Origin of the sequence: Promicromonospora sp. NPDC050262 (assembly GCF_040655935.1) — a bacterium.
Classification (GTDB): domain Bacteria; phylum Actinomycetota; class Actinomycetes; order Actinomycetales; family Cellulomonadaceae; genus Promicromonospora.
The window spans coordinates 124,943-141,674 of the sequence record NZ_JBFAKX010000014.1 but is presented as its reverse complement, the minus strand read 5'-3'; the positions used below and the strand labels follow the sequence as shown (position 1 = coordinate 141,674).

Genomic DNA, 16,732 nt, shown 5'->3' with positions numbered 1-16,732 from the left:
GGCGGCGTCCTGACCGGCCCGGCCCGATGCTCGTAGCCGCGCTGTGGGGTGCGGTCGGTGCGGCGGCGCTGCTCGTCGGCGCCCTCGTCGCCTACGCCGGGGCGCCGAGCCGCCGGTTCATCGCCGTCGTCATGGCGCTCGGCGCCGGCCTGCTCATCGGGTCGGTCGCCTTCGAGCTGGTCGACGAGGCGGTCGAGACCGCGTCCGTCGCCCTGGTGGGGCTCTGCACGCTGGTGGGCGCCGCCACCTTCACCGTGGGGGACTGGTGGCTGGGGCGCAAGGGCGGCGGCGGACGCAAGGACGCGGGCGGGGCCCAGGCCGACGGCGCCCCGCTCGCGATCGTCTTCGGCTCGGTGCTCGACGGCGTCCCGGAGTCGTTCGTGCTGGGCCTGACGGTCCTGGAGGGCAACGTGAGCGTCGCCCTCCTGGCGGGCATCGTGCTGAGCAACTTCCCCGAGGGCCTGTCGTCGTCCAGCGGGCTGCGCGCCACGGGCTGGGCGCGGTCAAGGGTGCTGTGGATGTGGTCCGTCGTCGTGCTGGTCTCGGCGGTGAGCGCCGCGCTCGGCTATCTGCTGCTCGACCCGGCCAGCGGGCGCACCGGGGCGGCCGCCCAGGGCTTCGCGGCCGGCGCGCTCCTCGCGATGGTCTCGAACACCCTCCTGCCCGAGTCGTACAAGGTGGAGGGCGTGGCGACCGGTTCCCTGGTGGCGATCGGTTTCGCTGTCTCCCTGATGCTGTCCGCACTCTGACGGCGCGGCCGGGCGCCCCCGCCGTCACGCAGCTCACCCGTTCTGGGGGAGTCCGGCCGGCGACGCCGCGGCGAGCATGGGGTCACCCGAGCAGACCGCGGCCCGTGCCGCCGACCCGAAGGAGGCAGCGTGGCTGACGCACCGAACATCCTTGTGATCTGGGGCGACGACATCGGGATCACCAACATCAGCGCCTACTCCGACGGCGTGATGGGGTACCGCACGGAGAACATCGACCGGATCGCCGCCGAGGGCGCGCGGTTCACCGACTACTACGGGGAGCAGAGCTGCACCGCGGGCCGGGCGGCGTTCATCACCGGGCAGAACCCGTACCGGACGGGGCTGACGAAGGTCGGCATGCCGGGCGCGAAGGTCGGTCTGCAGCCCGAGGACCCGACGATCGCCACGGCGCTCAAGGAGCAGGGCTACGTGACCGCCCAGTTCGGCAAGAACCATCTCGGCGACCGGGACGAGCACCTGCCGACCATGCACGGGTTCGACGAGTTCTTCGGCAACCTCTACCACCTGAACGCGGAGGAGGAACCGGAGCTGGACGACTACCCGAGGCCCGAGGAGTTTCCCGACTTCCGCAAGAACTTCGGTCCGCGCGGGGTCCTCCACTCGTGGGCGAACGGCGACGGTACGCAGCGCATCGAGGACACCGGGCCGCTGACCCGCGAGCGCATGCGGACGGTCGACGAGGAGTTCCGTGACGCGGCGCTCGGCTTCATCCGGGACAAGGCCGGCGGAGACCGGCCGTTCTTCGTGTGGTTCAACTCCACCCACATGCACTTCCGCACCCACGGCAAGCCCGAGAGCAAGGGCCGGGCCGGACGGTGGCAGTCGGAGTACCACGACACGATGCTCGACCACGACGACGTCGTCGGCAGCCTGCTGGACGAGCTGGACCAGCTCGGCATCGCCGAGGACACGATAGTCATCTACGCCACGGACAACGGCCCGCACATGAACAGTTGGCCCGACGCCGGGATGACGCCGTTCCGCAACGAGAAGAACTCCAACTGGGAGGGTGCCTACCGCGTGCCGGCGATGGTGCGCTGGCCCGGCAGGATCGAACCCGGCACCGTGCTGAACGGGCTCTTCAGCCACAACGACTGGTTCGTGACCCTGCTCGCCGCGGCCGGGGAGCCGACGATCGCCGACAAGCTGCGGGAGGGGACCGAGCTCGCCGGCACCCGGTACAAGGTGCACCTCGACGGCCACGACCAGCTCCCCTACCTGACCGGCGCCGCCGAGGAGTCGCCGCGCCGGCACTTCTTCTACGTGTCCGACGACGGCGACCTGACCGGGCTGCGCTTCGACAACTGGAAGATCGTGTTCCTGGAGCAGCGCGCGGCCGGGACGCTCGACATCTGGCTCGAGCCGTACGTCGAGCTGCGTGCGCCGAAGATCTTCAACCTGCGCACCGACCCGTTCGAGCGCGCCGACATCACGTCGAACTCCTACTTCGACTGGATGCTCGACCATGCGTGGCTGCTCGTACCCGCCCAGGCGTACGTGGCCAGGATGCTGACCACGCTGGCCGAGTTCCCTGCCCGTCAGGAGCCCGCGAGCTTCAACATCGACCAGGTGCTGGCCAAGCTCCAGGCCGGTCTACCGAACACGTGACGGCCCCGGTGGACGGCGCCCGGACCGCCGAGGACGTGCGGCTCGGCGGCGGGCTGTTCCGGATGGGCTCCGACGACCACTACCCGGAGGAGGCGCCTGCGCACCCCGTGCGCGTCGACGGGTTCCGGATCGACCGGTTCGCCGTCACGAACGCCCGGTTCGACGCGTTCGTCGCGGCCACGGGGTACGTGACGGTGGCCGAGCGGCCGCTGGACCCGGCGCTCTACCCGGGCGCGCCGCCCGAGAACCTCGCGCCCGGGTCCATGGTGTTCACCCCGACCCCCGGACCGGTGGACCTGCGCCACCTCAGCCAGTGGTGGGCCTGGGTACCCGGGGCGTCGTGGCGCCGGCCGGAGGGGCCCGGCTCCGGGATCGACGAGCGTGGCGACCACCCCGTGGTCCAGGTCGCCCACGAGGACGCCGCCGCGTACGCCGCGTGGGCCGGGGCGGGCCTGCCGACGGAGGCCCAGTGGGAGTACGCCGCCCGGGGCGGCCTGGACGGCGCCGGCTTCACCTGGGGTGACGAGGCCCGGCCCGGCGGACGCGTCCTGGCGAACACCTGGGACGGGCCGGACTTCCCGTGGCGGTCGACCGGAGGGTCCGGCTTCACACGGACGGCCCCGGTGGGGTCGTTCCCGCCGAACGGGTACGGCCTGTTCGACATGGCGGGGAACGTCTGGGAGTGGACGGCGGACTGGTGGACCGGCCGCCACCCCGCGGCGGCACCCGACGCGTGCTGCGCGCCCGTGAACCCGCGCGGCGGGGACGCCGACGCCAGCCGGGACCCGCGTCAGCCGCAGTTCGCCGTGCCCCGCAAGGTCATCAAGGGCGGGTCCTTTCTCTGCGCCGACACCTACTGCCGCCGCTACCGGCCCGCCGCGCGCCGGCCGCAGGCCGTCGACACCGGGATGAGCCACATCGGCTTCCGCTGCGTCCGTGACGACGCGGCCCCCGCTGTTCCGCCAGGCACCACTCTCCTTGGAGTCGCACCATGACCGACGTCGGCCAGCTCCCCTCGTGGCGTCCCGGCGGCACCCGGGACGCCCTCCTCGGGTTCCTCGACCAGGCCCGCTCGATCCCGCGCGACGAACGGGTCGCCTACTTCGACAACGACGGCACGCTGTGGTGCGAGCGCCCCACCTACGTCCAGTACGAGTTCTACGTCGACGCGCTGCGGCGGCGGGTGCGGGAGGATCCGGCGCTCGCCGGCGAGGCCGAGTTTCGCGCGGTGCTCGCGGGCGACACCGCCGCGGTCGGGGAGATCGGGCTCGAACGCGTGGCGCTGGCACTGGCCGGCCTCTTCCAGGGGCTCGACCCGCGGGCGTTCACACGCGAGGCCCGGACCTTCCTCGACACCGGCGCCCATCCCACCCTGGGCCGGTCGCTGAGCGCCGTCCGCTACCGCCCGATGCTCGAGCTCCTCGACGCGCTGCGGGCGCTGGACTTCACCGTCGGGGTCGTCACGGGCGGCGGCACCGAGTTCGTCCGTGCGGTCAGCCAGGAGCTGTACGGTGTGCCGCCTGAGCTGGTCGTCGGGACGATGATCGCGTACGACCTCGGGCAGGACGCCGACGGCCGGCCCGCCCTGCGGCGCACCGCCCGGGTGCTGGGCGACGTCAACGAGGGCGCCGCCAAGGTGACGAACATCCAGACCCAGCTCGGCAGGCCCCCGGTGCTCGCGGCCGGCAACTCGGCCGGGGACCACGAGCTCCTCGAGTGGGCGGCGGCCGCCGACGGGCCGCACCTCTCGCTCCTGGTCGACCACGACGACCCCGAGCGGGAGTTTTCCTACGCCAGCCAGGCCCAGACCTTCGAGGCGACGGAGCCCGTCACGGCGACGGCCGACCGCCTCGGCTGGACGACCGTGAGCATGAAGGACGACTGGGTCTCGGTGTTCGTCGAGGACGAGCCACCGCGCTGACACCCCGGACCGACGCCGGGCGCCAGGACTCACCCGACGCGGGTGAGGCCGGACGGCGCCGCCGGAGGGACCGTGCAGACAAGGCTCACGGGGCGACCCGTACCAACGGCAGAAGGGCGTGGACATGAGGCGGACAGCAGGGGTCCTGGTCGGACTGATCCTCCTGGGAACGGCCGCGTGCTCCAGCGAGACACCGGAGGAGAACACGGCGCAGGCCTGCAGCGCGGCCGAGGAGCTCTCGACGGCGCTGGACAACTTCGACACGACGCTGACCCCCGACGCCACCGTCGCCGAGGTGCAGTCCGCGCGGGACGAGGTGCGCCAGGCGTGGCAGGCCTTCGACTCGGCCGCGTCCGACGTCGCGCAGGACCGCGGCCAGGCCCTCGACGACGCGTGGGAGAGCTTCAACGGGGCCGTCAACGACATCGAGGGGGACGCGACGGTCTCCGAAGCGGTGGACTCCCTCAAGGACGATGCCACGGCGGTGAAGGACGCGCGCGACTCGATCACGGAGGAGCTCGGCTGCTGAGCTAGTTCTGCTGCCGGCGGCGACGGCGGCGCGCGGCGTCGTCGTCCTCGACCGTGTGCCACCTGCTCGGGTCCCGCAGCATGCTCGACTCGATGAGTGCGTGCCGCCGGAGATAGGTGTTGGCGGTCGCCTGGATCGTCGCGGCGACGGGCAGCGCCAGGAACGCGCCCAGCGCCCCGAAGACGGCGCCGAACCCGAGCACCACGAGGAAGCTCACGGCGGGGTTCATCTCCAGGGCCCGCGCGGAGACCTTCGGGGAGAAGTACAGGTTCTCCAGCTGCTGGTAGCCGATGATGAAGGCGAGCACCGCGAGCGCCTGGGGCAGGCCCTGGGACGTCAGCGCCACGGCGACCGGCAGCGCGCCGCCCAGGTACGTGCCGATCGTCGGGACGAACTGCGACACCACGCCCACGAAGACCGCGAGCGGCAGGGCGTACGGGGTGCGCATGACGAGCAGGAAGACGAGCGTGAAGGCGCTGGAGAGCGCGGCGAGCACGACGCGCGAGCTGATGAAGTCCGAGACCTTCACCTGCGTGATCTCCCACAGCGTCAGGACCTCCTGCTGGCGCGCGGGCGTGAGCCAGCGGCAGACCGCCACACGCAGCCGTGGACCTGCCGCGAGCAGGTAGTAGGTCACCAGCAGGATGGTCAGCGCGGCGAACACGCCACCGACCAGGGTGGTGCCCACCAGCAGGGCGCCGGAGGCGACGTCGTCGCCGAACTGAGTCAGGACGTCGCGGAGGAGGTCGTCGGAGTCCGGCATGACGACGTCGAACTGCTCCGCGACCCGGTCCTGGAGGCCGGCGTAGATGTCGGGCACGGTCTCCAGGAGCTGGAGGAGCTGCTGGACGAAGAGGTTGCCGAACAGTGCCAGGACCACCGCGACCAGGAGCAGGGACCCCAGCAGCGCGACGGCCGCGGCCGCTCCCCGGCGCCAGCCGTGCCGGACGCACCAGACCACCGGGGGTTCGAGGGCCAGCGCGACGAAGAACGCGATCAGCACGTCGACCGCCAGCCCGCGCAGGGCGCCGATCGCGTACCAGCCGAAGGCCCCGAGGTAGACGGCCGCGACCACCATGAGCAGCGCCCGGGGGAGCCACCGCGGGGGACGGCGCGAGGCGGGGTCTCCTCGCCGTGGGCCGGTGCCGGGGCGGTCGGCCGGATCCGTCATGTCCTCGCCTCCCGGTCCGTGCTCGCGGTGCTCGTCCCGTTGGTGTCGTTCGCCTCGTTCGCCGCGGCCACCGCGGCGTCGACGGTCGGCAGGACGCGGCCGTCCTGGTCCGCGCCCGCCCACCAGCGGGAGGCGAGCGCCCGCCGGTGCACCTCCGGCGGGAACGCCGCCAGCAGGAGCGTCGTCCCCTCGCGGGCGAGGTCGGCGTCCAGCCCTTCGAGGGCGTCGAGCAGCGGGATCGTCACCTGGCGGACGGCGGAGCCCTCCAGGACCACCGCGCGCGGAGCCGGCTTCGCGCCGAGGACGGCCGCGAGGACGGCGTCCTGGGTGGGCCGTGCGTTGCCGGTGTAGATCGTCACGTCGAGGTGCAGCAGCACCAGCCCCGGGAGCGGGTGCGCGGCGCCGCCGGGTGGCGGGTTGGGGGTCCAGCCGCCGCCGGGTTTCGGGTAGAGGGGGCGTGCGGCGTTCTGGCTCAGCCCCCGCAGGACCAGCCCGAGGGTCAGCACGACGCCGGCCCCGACTGCCGGGAGCAGGCCGGCGGTGAGCCCGATCGCCGTGGTGACCACGGCCACCCAGAACTCCGTCGGGTCGATCCGGAACAGCCGCACGTACTCGGCCGGCGACACGAGCCCGACGACCGCGACCAGGACCAGGGCGCTCAGCGTCGCGGCCGGCAGGTCGTCCAGGACCGGCCCCAGGAAGAGGGCGACGAGCACGGCCAGCGCGGCCGTGGTGAGACCGGCCACCTGGGTGCGGGCGCCCGCGCCGAGGTTGACCGCGCTCTGCGAGAACCCGCCCGCCGGAGGGAGGCTCTGGCTGAGGCCGCCGCCGAGCGCCGCGACGCCGGCGGCGAGGAGCTCCTGGTCGCTGTCGATCGCGGGCTCGGACCGCTGCCGCTGGGCACGGGCGACCAGGACGGTCTCCAGGAAGGCCATGACGGCGATGGCCAGGGCGGCGGGGACCAGGCCGGCCACCTCGCCCCAGACGGGCAGGCTCACGCCGGGCAGGCCGTCCGGCACGGACTCGATGAGCGCGAGCCCGCGCTCCTCGACGTCCGTCCACGCCACCAGCATGATCGAGGCCGCCACCACGACCAGGGCGCCGGGGACGCGGGGTGCCCAGCGCCGCAGGACGACGAGGGTGGCGACCGCGCCGACGGAGACGGCTGCGGTCAGGACGTGCGTCTCGGGCAGGGCCGAGACGGTCTCGGCGAGCCGGCCGAAGAACCCGGTGGCCTCGGACTCTCCCGTCAGGCCGAGGAGCGTCGGGAGCTGTGTCACGGCGACGGTGAGCCCGACGCCCGTCTTCACCCCGGTCAGCGTCGCGGGGCTGATCTGCTCCACGAGCGGGCCGAGCCGGAACAGCCGCATGGCCAGCAGGCACACGCCGACCAGGGCCGTCAGGGTGAAGGCGGCCCCGAGCAGCGCGTCCGGTGCCGTCGTCGCGAGCGCCGACGCCGTCAGCACGGCGATCGTCGACGTGGTGGACACGCTCAGCGTCCGGGAGCCGCCGAGGAGCCCGTACAGGAGGGCCGGGACCATGCAGGTGTACAGCCCGACGGAGACCGGCAGGCCGGCGATGGTCGCGTAGGCCATGGCCTGCGGCACGACGACGACCCCGGCGGCGAGCCCCGCGACGACGTCCGCGCGGAGCCATACCCGGCGGTACCCGCGGAGCGACGGGACGAGCCAGCGGGGCGGTGCCGAGGTCGCTTCCACACGGGTCAGCCAAGCGGGGGACTCGTGCGGTGTGTTCACCTGCTTCGGGTGAGGTGACGGGCCGGGCCGCGTGCGGATGATCCACGCAGGTGACGCGGCGACGAGGAGACCGACATGGCACGGGAGTTCCGGGGCAGGATCGAGCTGGACGTCCGCGACTCGCAGGGGGACTGGGAGGCATTCCTCCCGCAGAAGGCGCCGGCGGGCGCTCCGAACGTGCTGGTCGTGCTGTACGACGACACCGGCCAGGCCGCCTGGTCACCCTACGGCGGGCGGATCCGGATGCCCACGATGGACCGCCTGGCGGCCGGCGGCCTGACCTACTCGCAGTGGCACACGACCGCGCTGTGCTCGCCGACCCGGTCGACGTTCCTCACGGGGCGCAACCACCATCTCAACGGGTTCGCGACCATCTCGGAGAGCTCGACGGGGTTCCCCGGCTACAGCTCGCACATCCCGGCGTCGAACGCGACCATGGCGAACGTCCTGCGCGACGCGGGCTGGAGCACGTTCTGGGTGGGCAAGAACCACAACGTCCCCATCGACGAGTGGACCTCGGGCGCCTCGAAGAAGAACTGGCCGCTCGCCCAGGGGTACGACCGCTTCTACGGGTTCATCGGCGGCGAGACCAACAACTGGTACCCCTCGCTGGCCGAGGACAACCACTACGTCGACCAGCCCTACGGCCCGGAGGAGGGTTACCATCTCTCCAAGGACCTCGCCGACCAGGCGCTCCGGATGATCCGGGACGTCAGGCAGACCGAGCCGGACAAGCCCTGGTACCTGTGGTTCTGCCCGGGCGCCAACCACGCCCCGCACCATGCCCCGCAGGAGTACGTCGACAGGTACAAGGGTGCGTTCGACGACGGCTACGAGGCCTACCGCGAGTGGGTGCTGCCGCGGATGATCGAGCGCGGCATCCTTCCGGAGGGCACCGAGCTCACCGACGTCAACCCGATGCCCGACGGCACCTTCACCCAGACCGACCTCGTGCGGCCGTGGGCGGAGCTGTCCGCCGAGGAGCGGGCGATGTTCTGCCGCATGGCGGAGGTCTACGCGGGGTTCTCGGAGTACACCGACGCCCAGGTCGGTCGCATCGTCGACTACCTCGAGGAGTCGGGGCAGCTCGAGAACACGATCATCCTGTACTGCGCCGACAACGGGGCCTCGGGCGAGGGCAGCCCCGACGGATCGGTCAACGAGGGCAAGATCTTCGGCGGCTACCCCGACGACGAGGCGCAGAACCTCACGATGGTCGACGAGCTCGGCACGCCGAACACCTACAACCACTACCCGACCGGCTGGGCGATGGCTTTCTCGACCCCCTACCGGATGTTCAAGCGCTACACCTACCAGGGCGGCGTCTGCGACCCGCTCGTGATCCACTGGCCGGCCGGCATCCGGGCGCGGGGCGAGGTGCGCAACCAGTACCACCACTCGACCGACATCGTCCCGACCATCCTCGACCTGTGCGGCGTCGAGATGCCCCACACGTACGACGGCGTCGAGCAGAACCCGCTGTCCGGCGTGTCCATGGCCTACACCTTCGACGCCGAGCCCGACGCGCCGACGCGCAAGCGGACCCAGTACTACGAGATGCTCGGCAGCCGTGGCATCTGGCACGAGGGCTGGAAGGCCGTCACGGTGCATGGTCCCATGTCCGGGATGAGCGGGTTCGAGAACGACACGTGGCAGCTCTTCCACACCGACGTCGACCGGGCCGAGGCGCACGACCTCGCGGCCGAGCACCCCAACAGGCTCAAGGCGCTCAAGGCGCTCTGGATGGACGAGGCGCGCGCGAACGACGTGCTGCCGCTGAACGACCTGCAGATCATCGGCAGCCCGAAGGACTTCGAGACGTTCGTGCAGATGGAGTTCCACATCCCCGTGCCGCCCAGCGGCCGGTACGTCTACTACCCCGGGACGTCGGAGGTCCCGGAGCGCTCGGCGGCGAACGTCCACGGCGTCTCGTACAAGGTGCTGGCCGAGCTGGACCTCACCCCGGGCGCCGAGGGCGTGGTCTTCGCCCACGGCTCTCGGTTCGGCGGCCACGCGCTCTTCCTCAAGGACGGCGCCGTGACGTACGCCTACAACTTCCTCGGGATACCGCCCGAGACCCATGTCTCCGCGCCGCTGCCGGGCGGCGGCAGGCACATCATCGGCGTGGACTTCGCCAAGGAGCGGACGGGGGAGTACCGGGAGGCGATCGGCCCGCTGCGGCTCTGGATCGACGACGAGATGGTCGCCGAGCAGGAGATCAGGACCGTGCTGGGCCACTTCTCGCTGTGCGGCGAGGGCCTGTGCATCGGCTACGACAGCGGGGACGCCGTCTCCAGCGCGTACGCCGGCTCGCGGTTCGAGCTCACGGGCGGGACCATCCACAAGGTCGTCTTCGACATCGCCGACGACGCCTACGTGGACGCCGAGGCGCACCTCCGGGCGGCGATGGCCCGCGACTGACGCCGGTCGTCAGAGCAGGTGGAAGCTGCGCGCTATCTTGAGCGCCTCGCTCCGGCGGGACGCCGCGAGCTTGGTGTACAGGCTGGACACGTGCGTCTTGACGGTGTTCTCCGAGACGAACAGCGCGGCGGCGATGTCGGCGTAGGTCGCGCCGCGGGCCAGCTCGTTGAGCACCTCGCGCTCGCGCGGGCTCAGGGCCGGCGGGGCGAGGGCCTGGCTCACCTCGCCGAGCTCGCGCGGCGTCGCGGTCGTCGAGGCGTAAGCGGCCGTCACGTCCGGCCGTCCGGCCGCCGTGGCCGCGAGCTCGTGCACCCAGGGCGTGGCGGGCCCCTCGACCCGGCGGCGCAGCAGAGTCGCGATGGGTGTGCCCTGGCGGGCCCAGCCGAAGAAGGGTGAGGCGTTCCGGCGGGCCTCGGTGGCGGAGATCGCTTCCGCCAGGCAGTCCTGGGAGCGCGCCGGGTCACCCAGCGCGTCGAGCAGCTGGGCCTCGCACGCCAGCGCCAGCGCGCGGGTGGGCGGCTGGGAGTAGGTGGCGTCCGCCGAGGCGGCCTCGAACGCGACCGCCGCTCCCCGGCGGTTGCCGTCGCGGTCGGCGCGCAGCCCCTGCACGAGCGCCGCCTCGCCGACGGCGCCGAGGGACTCGAGAGTGGCGTGCAGCGACTTGAGCGTCTCGCGGTCGCTCGCGAGCGTCGCCACGAACGCGCGCTCCACGAGCAGCGCGACCCGGAGATGCTCGGGGAGCTGGTCGTCGGTCAGGTGCGGGCTCTCCCCGGGAGTGGCGAGGATCCGCTGCGCCTCGACGACGTCGCCCGCCAGCACCGCCTGGCGGGCGTCCCAGATGCGGAACCAGAAGCGGGTGCACAGGTCGGCGCCATGGCAGCACGTGTCGATGACCGGCGCCTCGGCCGGTCCGGTCGCGGACGGGACGTCGAGCAGCCGCGCGAGCAGCCGGGCGAGACCCGCCCGCACCGTGACGAACCGCGACGTCCGGGCCCCCGGGCCGTCCGCGGCCACGAGCACCTCGTTGGCGAGCTCGACGCACGCGCTCTCGCGGCCGCGCATGTACTGGGTGAAGGCGAGGTGGCTCAGGGCGCTGACCCCGAGCGGCGCGAGGCCCTGGCTGCGCGACAGGCTGACCGCCAGGGTCAGGCTGGTCTCGGCCTCGGTGAGCTCGCCGAGCCAGTTCTGCGTGGCGCCCAGCTCGGCCGCCAGCACCGGCAGGACGTCGGCGTTGGCCTCGCGCACGGTCGGCCGGGTCTGGGAGGCGACCACCACGCGCTTCGCGTGGCCGACGGCGGCGTAGGCCGGTTCGAGCCCGAGCGCGACCCGCCACAGCCGCACGCACGCGATCGACGCGTCCAGGCCGTCCGGCCCGCCCGCCAGCCAGGACGGCGACCAGCGTCGCTGGGCCGCCAGCAGGCGGTCGCCCCAGTGCCGCGCACCCTCCAGGTCGTCCCGGATCCAGCAGTCGAGCGCGATGGCGAACCAGATGTCCGGCCGGTGGTCGACGATCTCGGGCTGGGTCCGGACGAACTCGCCCACGTCGTCGTGCTCGCACTGGTTCAGCACCATGCGCACCCCGTCCTGGGCCAGCACGTCGGCGGCCTCGGTGGGTGCCCCGACCCGGACGAGCCGGGCGAAGGCCTCGGCGAGGTTGCCCCGGGCGATGTCGAGCTTGACGGCACGGATCACGGTGGCGCGGGCCCGGGCGGCGTCGACGCCGCCGACGGCGAGCCGCCGCTGGACCACGTCCGCCAGGAGCGGGTGGACCCGGAAGCCGCCGGTCGCCGGCGACTCCGCGGCCGGGGCGGCCGGCGGGCACCGGTAGTCCTCGCGCATCACCAGCAGGCCGGTGTCCTCCAGCTCGCTGAGGATCTCGCCCGCGTGCTGGTCGTGGGACAGGTGGGCCGCCGCGGGCACGCTGATCACGCCGTCGCCGGCGATGCACAGCAGGAGGTGCCGCTGCCGCGGCGTCAGGGTGCTGAAGACCTCGCCCGCCACCCGGGTCGCGATCGGCGTCACGTCCTGGGCGAGCTGGCGGGCGGCGGCCACCGGGTCCGGTGCGGCGCTCAGGTCGCGGGCGGTGAGCACGGCAGCGGCGCACCAGCCGTCGGCGTGCCGCGTCACGGCCTCGACCACCCGCGGGTCGTCGGTCCGGGCGTGCGCCGAGACGAGCGAGGCGCTCTCGGCGTCGCTCAGCCGCAGCAGGTCGCCCCGCAGGAACGTGAAGTTGCCGAGGAGCTCCGGGACGAGCCGGGTCAGCGGCAGGAACCAGTGGCTCAGGAGGAGGACGCGCATGGACTCAGGGGCGACGTTCAGCCGCTCGTCGATGCGGCGCAGTGCCGCGGGCGGTAGCTGGTGGGCGTCGTCGATCACGACCAGCGGCAGCATCCCGCCCTGCTCGTCGGGAGCGGCCGTGCCGTCGAGGGTCGCGTCGAGTCGTTCGGCCGTCCACGAGTCGTCGGCGCAGATCCAGACGGCGTCGCCCGCGCGCGCCGATCCCGAGCGCTGCAGCCACCCGGCCACCCCCAGCGTCTTGCCGGCTCCCGACGGTGCGACGAGCACCGTCACCGAGCCCTCGACGGCCTCGTCGAGCCGCTGCCACAGCCGCAGCCGGGGGACGTAGATCCGTGGCAGGTGAGGCGTGGCGCGGTCCCCGGCCGGGCGGTAGGCCCGGTCCGAGGACCGCGGGGCGTGGGCCGGGCGGGGCACCCGCGGTGCGAAGGCCCCGCTGCGCGGGGTGACCGTGCTCGGTTTCGAAGGCATTCCGCGGCGTCCTTCACTCGAATGTGAAGTGGCGGCCGCCCCCCAGCCGCCGATCCGGGACGGAGGAACGCCCCAGACCTCATGTCCGCGCATTTCCGGAGATCACGAACTTCGGTTCATTGTCCGTAACGCGCTTACCGACAATGATGCTCGACGTCGCCCCGCGGCGCATGAGGAATGGTTATTTCACCCGATGGGGCGTGCTAATTGCCTCGTGCGAGGAGAGTGCTCAGCGCCCAGATCACGGCAATGTTGAACGCGAGAATTACCAGGCTCCATATGGGGTAATAGGGTATGAATGCAAAATTCGTGAAGCTCGCGACAACGGCCAGGATGATTCCGACAAAATAGGCCCACTTCTGTGCGGCGAGCACTCCGATCCCGGTGGCCACGGCGATGGCGCCGATGACGATGTGGATCCAGCCCCAGCTCGTCATGTCGAGCTTGTAGACGTACTCGACGCCCGACACGTACACGGTGTTCGAGGCGAGCGCGGCGATCCCCTGGAGAACCTGGAACGCACCCACGATCAGGAGCATCGTCCCGGCGAACGCCGCGGTGGTCATCGCGGCGGACCCCGAGGTCCCGGGGTCGTACTGTGCCCCGGGATAGGTTCCGGGGGGATAGTACGACCCCGGGATCGGGTCGGGCCCGGCTTCGTGTGCACTGGTCATGATCGCTCCTTGGTCCGTCAGTCGGCCTCGCCGAAGACCTCGCGCAGCGCGGCCTCCTGCTCGGTGTTGAGGTTGGTGAAGATGAGCTCGGGGGCTTCCTGGCCGGCGAACGCGTCACGGATCTTGTCCACGACGGCGTCCGTGGACATGATGAAGAGCGCCGATGTCCCCGGCGTGATCTCGTCCCGTACCCGGTTGATGAAGCCGTCGTCGATCCCCACGTCCGTGAGGGAGCCGCTCAGGGCGCCCGTGGCGGCGCCGATGGCGGCGCCGAGCAGCGGGACGAAGAACAGGAGGCCGAACAGCATCCCCCAGAAGGCGCCGCCGAGGGCACCCTTGCCGGTGAGTGACTCGAGCTGCTGGGTCTTGGGCTTCTTGGCCCCGGGCTCCCAGTACACGGTCGCCGCGTCGCGGACCGTGATGAGGTTCTCCTTGGCGAGCTGCTGGATGGTCCTCGATGCGGTGTCCGCCCCCCCGCTGGTCCTGAACTTCCAGACGGTGAGTGTGGCCTGGGACATGTGAGGCTCCTTCGGGCTGGCGTGCGCGTGGGCTGGCCCTTGCTACTCCACTGCTCGCGCGAGCCCCTGACCTCACCCGTTCCCGGTGAACCTGCTCACGCGGGCCCGTGGTCGGCGCGGCCGGCCCGGACGGCGTCGTCGAGCGTGGTGTAGAGGTGTGGCTCGCCCTTCGCGCCGATCCGGGCGAGGACGTCGCGTACCTGGCCGATGCCCTCGGCGAGCGCCAGGTCGCACCCGTCGCCCTGGAGGTCGGAGCGGAGCTGGACGAGCATCGCGGCTGCCGTCACGTCGATCGACGGCGTGGCGCGGCCGTCCAGGACCACGAGCCGCAGGCCCGGGGTCTGCGCCGCCAGCTCCCGCACGCGGAACCGCACGTACTCGGCGTTCGCGAACAGCAGGGGTGCCTCGACGCGGACGGCGAGGATCCCGGGCACGGCCGGGTAGCGCGGGTTGCGGGCGGCGTCCACCCAGGGCCGGCCGGGCTCGTCGCCGACGGGCGCCAGGGTCGCGATGCGGGGCCGCGAGGTCCGGGCGAGCAGCAGGATCAGGGACACGGCGATGCCGATGACGAGCCCGGGCAGCGTCTCGAAGACCAGGACGCCCAGCAGGGCGGCCGCCGCCCCCATGAAGTCGGCCCGGGCGGTGACCTGGTAGACGCGCGCCATGCGGCTCGTCCGGACGCGCCACAGGCGGCGCAGCGACCGCACGTCGACCAGCTCGACGACGGCGGCCACCACGACGGCGGCCAGCGTCGCCTCGGGCAGCCGCTCGAAGAGGCCGGTCAGGAACAGGAGGGTGACGACGGTCAGCGCCGCGGCCGTCAGGGCCGAGAACTGGGAGCGGGCGCCGGCGCCGGCGCTCACCGCGGTCTTCGACAGGCTCCCGTTGACGACCATGCCGGACAGGAACCCGGAGCCGAGGTTGGACAGCCCCAGGCCGACGAGCTCGCGGTTGGGGTCGATGTCGTAGCCCTGGCCCGCGGCATAGGTCTTGGCCGCCCCGAGGCCCTCGGCGAAGCCGACCAGCATCAGGCCCACGGCGCCGCCCAGTATCTCCGCGAACTCCGGTCCCGTCACGTCGGGGATCCCGGCCTGCGGCAGACCGGCGTCGATGTGCCCGACGACGGCCAGGCCGCGGTCGTCGAGCCCGAACAGGACGGTGGCGCCGATCGCCAGGAGCACCACGACGAGCGAGCCGGGCAGCAGCGGCATCGTGCGGCGCAGGACGACGAGGGCGGCGAGGCTCGCCAGGCCGACGACGATGGTGAGCGCGTCGATGTCGCCGAGCTGCCCCAGCACGGCCCACGTCTTCTGGAAGAAGTTGCCGGAGCCGCCGTCGACCCCGATCAGGTCGGGGACCTGGCCGATCATGATCGTCAGCGCGAGGCCGATGATGAAGCCCTTGAGCACGGGCTCGGAGATGAAGGCGGCGAGGAAGCCCAGGCGGAGCAGGCCCGCGAGGACCGCCACGATCCCGGTGGCCAGGGCGAGCGCGGTGGTCAGCGCCACGGGGTCGCCGTCGCCCGCGATGCCCGCCACGATCCCGGCCGAGAGCGCGGCCGTGGCCGACATCGGCGACACGACGAGCTGGCGGGAGGTGCCGGCGAGGGCGTAGAGCGCCAGGGCGGGCACCGCGGCGTAGAGGCCGACCACCGGGGGCACACCGGCGATCGCGGCGTAGGCGAGCGACTCGGGGACCAGCACCGCCCAGACCGCGAGGCCGGCCAGGAGGTCCGGGCGCACCGACGTGCGCCGGTAGCCCGAGAACGACGGTGCGAGGAATCTGGTCACGGACGGTTCCCCTCTCCGTGGTGCCGGGTCTGGGCAGACCGTAGGCAAGGGCGGTGGCGCCCCAGGTCACCCGGAAGGGGTGACGCCCCTGGTGGTGCCCCGGTGGGCGCTAGGAACCCGCCTGACCGTTCGCGGACCCCGTCGAGCCGCGCCGCTGGACGGTGCGTCCGACGACCGCGAGCGCGGCCCAGACCGCCAGGGACAGGACGACGCCCGCCGTCGAGTCGGGCCGCCAGAGCTCGCCCGCGGCGTCGGCCCAGAGGCGCCCCACGCCCGAGAGCACCAGCGCCGCGCCGCCGATCGCCGTCGCCCAGACGAGGAACGGCCGCTGGTAGCGGCGGGCGAGCAGCGCGCACACGAACGCCACCGCGGGCACGACGATCACGGCCAGGAGCACGTCGGCGCTGCCACCCTGGACGAGCACGAACAGCTTGGCGCCGATCACCGCGCCGACGCACAGGCCGCCGACGAAGAAGAGGAACCGGGCGGCGATCAGCGTGAGCGTGAACGCCAGCACCCCGCCGCCCAGGGCGACCAGCAGCACGGTGCCCGTGTCGGCGTTCATCGCCTCGGCGAGGGTCCAGGCCACGCCGAAGCCCGCCGTGAACACGGCGAGGCGGACCGAGCGGGTTCCCGCCAGGCACAGGACCAGCCCGACGAGGATGGCGGCAAGGGCGGACATCAGGTGCCCGCACCAGGATCGGGTGGCGGCACGGCGCCCTCCCGCCTCGCCCGCGTTCCGGCGGCCCGGCGTGCCCGCGACGCGGGGAGCGCAGGGAGATCGTTGTCGGTCACACCTCATCGTCG

General features: G+C 72.7%; 13 protein-coding genes. 6 read left to right on the top strand and 7 right to left on the bottom strand.

Features of this window, described 5'->3' with window-relative positions; genetic code table 11:
* Positions 1–26 precede the first annotated feature (26 nt).
* From AB0I29_RS20365 to AB0I29_RS20345, 5 genes are all read left to right on the top strand, one after another.
* Positions 27–749 (top strand): ZIP family zinc transporter, encoded by a 723-nt coding sequence (locus AB0I29_RS20365; protein ID WP_285106667.1) that lies wholly within the window; start codon positions 27–29, stop codon positions 747–749.
* Between the two features lie 129 nt (positions 750–878).
* A complete protein-coding gene (locus AB0I29_RS20360) occupies positions 879–2,378 on the top strand; it encodes an arylsulfatase (RefSeq protein WP_285106669.1) in 1,500 nt (499 codons plus the stop codon).
* On the top strand, positions 2,375–3,373 hold the full coding sequence (locus AB0I29_RS20355) for a formylglycine-generating enzyme family protein (RefSeq protein ID WP_285106671.1): 999 nt from the start codon (positions 2,375–2,377) through the stop codon (positions 3,371–3,373). Before AB0I29_RS20360 ends, AB0I29_RS20355 begins: the two co-directional genes overlap by 4 nt.
* Complete coding sequence (locus tag AB0I29_RS20350) at positions 3,370–4,299, top strand: haloacid dehalogenase-like hydrolase (protein ID WP_357484950.1); 930 nt, start codon at positions 3,370–3,372, stop codon at positions 4,297–4,299. The genes AB0I29_RS20355 and AB0I29_RS20350 overlap by 4 nt, the downstream gene beginning before the upstream one ends.
* A gap of 124 nt (positions 4,300–4,423) precedes the next feature.
* Positions 4,424–4,828 (top strand): hypothetical protein, encoded by a 405-nt coding sequence (locus tag AB0I29_RS20345; protein ID WP_285106674.1) that lies wholly within the window; start codon positions 4,424–4,426, stop codon positions 4,826–4,828.
* A gap of 1 nt (position 4,829) precedes the next feature.
* On the opposite strand, the gene AB0I29_RS20340 is transcribed toward AB0I29_RS20345, so the two are convergent.
* Together AB0I29_RS20340 and AB0I29_RS20335 are read right to left on the bottom strand one after the other, a co-directional pair.
* Positions 4,830–5,999 (bottom strand): AI-2E family transporter, encoded by a 1,170-nt coding sequence (locus AB0I29_RS20340; protein ID WP_357484946.1) that lies wholly within the window; start codon positions 5,997–5,999, stop codon positions 4,830–4,832.
* Entirely contained in the window at positions 5,996–7,717 is a 1,722-nt protein-coding gene (locus tag AB0I29_RS20335) for a SulP family inorganic anion transporter (protein ID WP_357484943.1), read from the bottom strand. The genes AB0I29_RS20340 and AB0I29_RS20335 overlap by 4 nt, the downstream gene beginning before the upstream one ends.
* Before the next feature lie 114 nt (positions 7,718–7,831).
* Here AB0I29_RS20335 and AB0I29_RS20330 point away from each other — a divergent pair, with 114 nt between their 5' ends.
* Complete coding sequence (locus AB0I29_RS20330; protein ID WP_357484940.1) at positions 7,832–10,177, top strand: arylsulfatase; 2,346 nt, start codon at positions 7,832–7,834, stop codon at positions 10,175–10,177.
* A 9-nt stretch (positions 10,178–10,186) separates the two neighbouring features.
* Here the strand turns inward: AB0I29_RS20330 and AB0I29_RS20325 are convergent, their stop codons facing one another.
* The 5 genes from AB0I29_RS20325 to AB0I29_RS20305 form a co-directional block, all read right to left on the bottom strand.
* On the bottom strand, positions 10,187–12,943 hold the full coding sequence (locus AB0I29_RS20325) for a LuxR C-terminal-related transcriptional regulator (RefSeq protein WP_357484937.1): 2,757 nt from the start codon (positions 12,941–12,943) through the stop codon (positions 10,187–10,189).
* A 203-nt stretch (positions 12,944–13,146) separates the two neighbouring features.
* Positions 13,147–13,617, bottom strand: a complete 471-nt coding sequence (locus AB0I29_RS20320) for a hypothetical protein (protein ID WP_285106684.1) — start codon at positions 13,615–13,617, stop codon at positions 13,147–13,149.
* Between the two features lie 17 nt (positions 13,618–13,634).
* Positions 13,635–14,135: a DUF1269 domain-containing protein gene (locus AB0I29_RS20315; protein ID WP_285106686.1), complete on the bottom strand. Its 501-nt coding sequence runs from the start codon at positions 14,133–14,135 to the stop codon at positions 13,635–13,637.
* 95 nt (positions 14,136–14,230) lie between these two features.
* Complete coding sequence (locus AB0I29_RS20310) at positions 14,231–15,925, bottom strand: SulP family inorganic anion transporter (RefSeq protein WP_357484932.1); 1,695 nt, start codon at positions 15,923–15,925, stop codon at positions 14,231–14,233.
* Positions 15,926–16,034: 109 nt separating this feature from the next.
* Entirely contained in the window at positions 16,035–16,607 is a 573-nt protein-coding gene (locus AB0I29_RS20305; protein WP_285106689.1) for a DUF4203 domain-containing protein, read from the bottom strand.
* Between the last annotated feature and the right edge of the window lie 125 nt (positions 16,608–16,732).

What these genes read in the sequence shown, in the direction of transcription:
- AB0I29_RS20365 (WP_285106667.1), top strand. Translation starts at nt 27, where the DNA reads ATGCTCGTAGCCGCGCTGTGGGGTGCGGTCGGTGCGGCGGCGCTGCTC.
- AB0I29_RS20350 (WP_357484950.1), top strand. Translation starts at nt 3,370, where the DNA reads ATGACCGACGTCGGCCAGCTCCCCTCGTGGCGTCCCGGCGGCACCCGG.
- AB0I29_RS20345 (WP_285106674.1), top strand. Translation starts at nt 4,424, where the DNA reads ATGAGGCGGACAGCAGGGGTCCTGGTCGGACTGATCCTCCTGGGAACG.
- AB0I29_RS20340 (WP_357484946.1), bottom strand. Translation starts at nt 5,999, where the DNA reads ATGACGGATCCGGCCGACCGCCCCGGCACCGGCCCACGGCGAGGAGAC.
- AB0I29_RS20330 (WP_357484940.1), top strand. Translation starts at nt 7,832, where the DNA reads ATGGCACGGGAGTTCCGGGGCAGGATCGAGCTGGACGTCCGCGACTCG.
- AB0I29_RS20325 (WP_357484937.1), bottom strand. Translation starts at nt 12,943, where the DNA reads ATGCCTTCGAAACCGAGCACGGTCACCCCGCGCAGCGGGGCCTTCGCA.
- AB0I29_RS20320 (WP_285106684.1), bottom strand. Translation starts at nt 13,617, where the DNA reads ATGACCAGTGCACACGAAGCCGGGCCCGACCCGATCCCGGGGTCGTAC.
- AB0I29_RS20315 (WP_285106686.1), bottom strand. Translation starts at nt 14,135, where the DNA reads ATGTCCCAGGCCACACTCACCGTCTGGAAGTTCAGGACCAGCGGGGGG.
- AB0I29_RS20305 (WP_285106689.1), bottom strand. Translation starts at nt 16,607, where the DNA reads ATGTCCGCCCTTGCCGCCATCCTCGTCGGGCTGGTCCTGTGCCTGGCG.